The sequence below is a fragment of the Thiocapsa sp. genome (genome assembly GCF_035467215.1).
Lineage (GTDB): Bacteria > Pseudomonadota > Gammaproteobacteria > Chromatiales > Chromatiaceae > Thiocapsa.
The window spans coordinates 1-4,498 of sequence record NZ_DATITZ010000021.1 but is presented as its reverse complement, the minus strand read 5'-3'; the positions used below and the strand labels follow the sequence as shown (position 1 = coordinate 4,498).

The window sequence follows — 4,498 nt, the reverse complement described above, 5'->3', positions numbered from 1 at the left end:
ATCTCCAAAGCCAAACGCACAACGAAAATGACGCTTGTCGCTCTGGACGCGGTTTAGGTTCAGTGCTCGCAGTTGTCGAAATAGTGCCGTGACCAAGGCGAGACTGCGAGCGCAAAGCCGAAGCCAAGCGCCACGGCGCCGCCGAGTACCGCGAGGAGGGCGATGTGGGCGGTCGGCACCGGGCGAGCGGCGCCCTCCGCGATCAGGAGCAGCAGGATACCGGACAGGAGCAAGCCGGCGGACAAGACAACGGTCGAACGAAGCGTGGTGCAAGAGATCATCGGATCTCTCCGTCTTTCATATCATAATTAAATTCTAATACAAACGACGGAAGACGCAATGCCGTAGACGCCGTCGAACCGTGATTCCGGTCGCATCCGGTCAATCCGACGTGTCGATGCCGTGAAACAATCGCGTGTGTGCCGACGTGCGAGCCGGCGGAGGGGCAACGGGGGCGGGTGTAGGGGCGACTTAAGTCGCCCTTGGAAGTCTTGCAGCCACGCGCGGTCGGGATGCTTGTGGCCGGAAATCGCCTGATGCCTTACTTGGACTCTTCCGCTGCGGCCTCGTCGGCCGGCTTGACCTTCACGACCTCCTCGTTGAGCTCCACCATGGCGCCGTTACGCATCTCGGCCAACTTCTCCGAAAGCTTTTGACGCTTGAGCAGGGCCTCGAGCTGCTGCTTGGCATCCTCGAAGCTCGGGGGCTCGGCCTTGCGGGAGTCCTGAAGCTCGATGACATGCCATCCGAACTGAGTCTGGACGGGCGTTTTCGTATAGGTGCCCTTCTCCATCGCGGCGACCGCCTCGGAGAAGGGTGCGACCATCTGGTTGGCGTCGAACCACTCGAGCTCGCCGCCGTTCTTGCCGGTCGGTCCGAGCGAGTGCTCTCGGGCCAGGTCGCCGAAATCGGCGCCGCCTTCGAGCTCCTCGATCATCTTTTTCGCCTCTTCCTCGTCCTTGACGAGGATGTGGCGTGCCTTGTACTCGGTCTGGCTGGCGTTTTCCTTGACGTCCTCGTAAGCCTTCTTCAGCTCGTCTTCGGTCGGCTCGATCTCCTCGGCCATCGAGGCCAGTGCGGCATTGGAGAGGATCTTCATGCGCTGCAGCTCGATGGCGACACCGACCTCGGGATCTTGCTCCAGATTGCGTCGCGCCGCCTCCTGCGAGGCAACCACCAGGCTCATGAAGTCGTTGAAGGCCTGCTCTTGAAGCTCGGGCGAATTCTGGCCCTGACTTTGCTGCAGGCGCTCCAGGAAGAAGAGACGGAAGAGGTCGAGACCGTAGGGTGTGCCGTTGACCGTCGCGATCAGGACGTCGTCGCCCTGCGGTTGGGCCTCCGCGTCCTTGGCGTCCTCCGCCACGGCGGCACCTGCGGCCAGCAGGGCACACAGGAGGAGGGGGATGCGAGTCGTTTTCATGATAATGGTTTCCGTATGTGGGATTCATTGGCATCCGAGGATGCCGTCATTGCAATGGGGAGAGACGGCAGGCGAGGGGGCTCGCCTGCCCGTTGCGAGCGGCGTCCGGATCGGGTCTCAGGTCGGAAAGACCCGCTTGAAGGGTTTGACCTGGACCTCTCGGTAGACGCCGGCCGCGTTGTACGGATCCGCAGCCGCCCATTGCTCGGCTGAGGCCAGATCGGGGAATTCCGCGACGATCAGGGATCCCGAGAAGCCGGCGTCGCCGGGATCCGGGCTGTCGATCGCCGGGTGTGGCCCTGCGAGCACCAAGCGCCCCTCGCCCTGCAGGGCTTCAAGGCGCGCGAGATGGTCCGGCCGCGCGCTCAGGCGTGCCGCGAGACTCTTGTCGTGATCGACGGCGATGATGGCGTACAGCACGTCAGTCGGCCTCCAGGGTCCGGGGTTCATCCTTCATGTGGCGGGACAGGTAGAAGGCCTGTGCAATCACGAACACGAGCGTCATTCCCATCATACCGAAGAGCTTGAAATTCACCCAGATGTCCTCGCGCGCTTGGGCATCGTTGCAGAGCGAGAGCAGGTCGCCGCCGAAGTTCTCGGAGCAGGTCGAGAGGTCGATCTCCTGCAGACCCGAGGCGAGGAGCAGCGCCTGCTGGGCACCGAAGAATCCGCTGCCGATATAGACCACGAAGAGATTGACGAGTCCGGTGACGAGGAAGAACCCGATCCACATCATGTTCAAGCGCATCCAAACGGCCGAGGGGATGTCGATCGCCTTGCCCATCATCCGCTCGATCAGGGTTTGCTTCCCGATGAACTGGCTGCCGAGAAAAACGGCGCCGAACAGCCAATTCACGATCGTCGGTTTCCACATGACGAAGATCGGGTCGCGCAGTGCGAGCGTGAGCCCGCCGAACAGCACCAGCAACCCGAGCGTGACCAGCGGCATGGTCTCGACATGTCGCCGCCGTATCCACGACCAGCCGACCAGGACGGCCGAGGCGAGGATGGCCACCCCGGTCGCGACATAGATACCTTCGAGCTTGTAGGCGGCGAAGAATAGGAGAATCGGAAAGAAGTCGACAAAGAGTTTCATGAGGCAGGGGTCGCCGATGCGGCATGCGTGGTGATTCGGGATGATGCGTCCGGGCGGAAGCCGCGCGGTTCGACCGCGTGAAGCGGCGGCGGTTTCAACGCTGTCGCCCGGGGCGACGCTCGCCGTGACGGAGGCAGGGCTCGATCCCGCGGTCGTGCGCGATAGGATACGGGGATCGGGCGGGCAGGGCAAAGGCGTTTGGTCGGGTTGACGTGTATAGTTGCGTCCGGTTTCTGATCTCATTTGAAAGGGGATGCGTCACGTGGAGACGATCGAGAGTTGGGTCGGCACGATCAACGGGCTCGTCTGGGGCCCTCCCATGCTGGTTCTCATCCTGGGAACCGGCCTTTTCCTGATGATCGGCTTGCGCTTGATGCCGTTGCTGAAGCTCGGGTTCGGCTTCCGCATGCTGTGGGCCGGTCGGCACGCGCAGGGACAGGGCAACATCACGCCTTTCAATGCCTTGATGACGTCGCTCGCGGCGACCATCGGAACGGGCAACATCGCCGGCGTCGCCACGGCCATCGCGATCGGCGGCCCGGGCGCGCTCTTCTGGATGTGGTGCACCGCACTCGTCGGCATGGCAACCAAGTATGCCGAGGGCGTCCTGGCGGTGAAATACCGCGAGGTGGACGAAAAGGGCAACTATGTCGGCGGCCCCATGTACTACATCAAGAACGGACTGGGGCGACGCTGGCTCTGGCTCGGCACCGCATTCGCGATCTTCGGTGCGCTCGCGGGGTTCGGCATCGGGAATATGGTCCAGGCCAACTCGGTGTCGCACGCCCTCAGCAGCAAGTTCGCGATCCCGGAGCTTTGGTCCGGTATCGCGATGGCCGTGATGGTCGGCTTGGTTCTGATCGGCGGTATTCGCTGGATCGCCCAAGTCGCCGGGAAGCTGGTTCCCTTCATGGCAATCGCCTATGTGGTCGGCGGCCTGGTGGTGTTGGCCTTCAACATCGATCAGATTCCGCAAGCCGTCTATCAGATCGTGCAGCACGCCTTCTCGCCGACGGCCGCCGCCGGCGGATTTGCGGGTGCGACCCTGATGCTGGGCATTCAAATGGGGGTGGCGCGGGGCATCTTCTCCAACGAGGCAGGTCTCGGCAGCGCCCCGATCGCGCATGCGGCGGCCCAGAGCAACGATCCGATCCAGCAAGGTACGGTCGCCATGCTCGGGACCTTCATCGATACCATCATTATCTGCACCATCACGGGCTTGGTGATCATGGTGACGGGCGAGTGGATGAGCGGGGAGACCGGCGCGAGCCTGTCGTCCGCGGCCTTCAGCGCCGGCCTGCCGTCGATCGGCGGCTATGTCGTCACCTTCGGGCTGGCCCTCTTCGCCTTCACGACCATCCTGGGCTGGAGCGTCTACGGCGAGCGCTGCATGGAATACCTCTTCGGCATCCATGCGATCGTTCCCTTTCGGTTGGTTTGGGTCGCGGTCATTCCGATCGGGGCGACGCTGGAGCTCGAATTCATCTGGCTGGTCGCCGATACACTCAATGCCCTGATGGCGATTCCCAATCTGGTCGCGCTGCTCTTGCTCAGCCCGGTGGTCTTTCGGATGACGCGCGAATATTTCGCGGATCCGATCAATCGGCGCCTTGTGACCTGATTACCCGCTCGGGGCGCCGTTCCGGGTCGGCGCCCCGTCGTGCGCGTTCAGGCTCCTCGGATACACCCCGGCGCACATCCGTACGTCGCCTCACGGACGAGACGGCGCCGGACTGCACGCAGGTTCAGCAGCCGTCATCCGAGGTTACGGCTACGCCTGTCTCCGGGTCACGCGCTGTTTTGCCCGTTTCGTCGGTCTTAATCGTACGAATGAACATCATGTTTTCGACGCGACCGAATTCTTCGTCCATCGCCCGCTGGATATCGATGTCGCGCAGCCCTTCGTAGATAGTGCCTGAACAGAAACCACGTTTTCTATTTCCGAACAGTGGGTTATAATATGTCCCCATGATCGAAGATCA

Annotated in this window: 5 protein-coding genes; 1 reads left to right on the top strand and 4 read right to left on the bottom strand. The window is 62.5% G+C overall.

All coding sequences use genetic code 11. The features are described from left to right. Window positions 1-59: 59 nt before the first annotated feature. The 4 genes from VLR48_RS01160 to VLR48_RS01145 all read right to left on the bottom strand — a co-directional run bounded on the left by VLR48_RS01160 (window position 60) and on the right by VLR48_RS01145 (window position 2,516). A complete protein-coding gene (locus VLR48_RS01160; protein WP_325290021.1) occupies window positions 60-281 on the bottom strand; it encodes a hypothetical protein in 222 nt (73 codons plus the stop codon). A 260-nt stretch (window positions 282-541) separates the two neighbouring features. After that, window positions 542-1,420 (bottom strand): peptidylprolyl isomerase, encoded by an 879-nt coding sequence (locus VLR48_RS01155; RefSeq protein WP_325290020.1) that lies wholly within the window; start codon window positions 1,418-1,420, stop codon window positions 542-544. 117 nt (window positions 1,421-1,537) lie between these two features. Continuing rightward, complete coding sequence (locus VLR48_RS01150) at window positions 1,538-1,840, bottom strand: YciI family protein (protein WP_325290019.1); 303 nt, start codon at window positions 1,838-1,840, stop codon at window positions 1,538-1,540. A gap of 1 nt (window position 1,841) precedes the next feature. Continuing rightward, complete coding sequence (locus VLR48_RS01145) at window positions 1,842-2,516, bottom strand: inner membrane-spanning protein YciB (RefSeq protein WP_325290018.1); 675 nt, start codon at window positions 2,514-2,516, stop codon at window positions 1,842-1,844. A 262-nt stretch (window positions 2,517-2,778) separates the two neighbouring features. On the opposite strand from VLR48_RS01145, the gene VLR48_RS01140 reads away from it, so the two are divergent. After that, entirely contained in the window at window positions 2,779-4,137 is a 1,359-nt protein-coding gene (locus VLR48_RS01140; protein WP_325290017.1) for a sodium:alanine symporter family protein, read from the top strand. The last annotated feature ends 361 nt before the right edge of the window (window positions 4,138-4,498 follow it).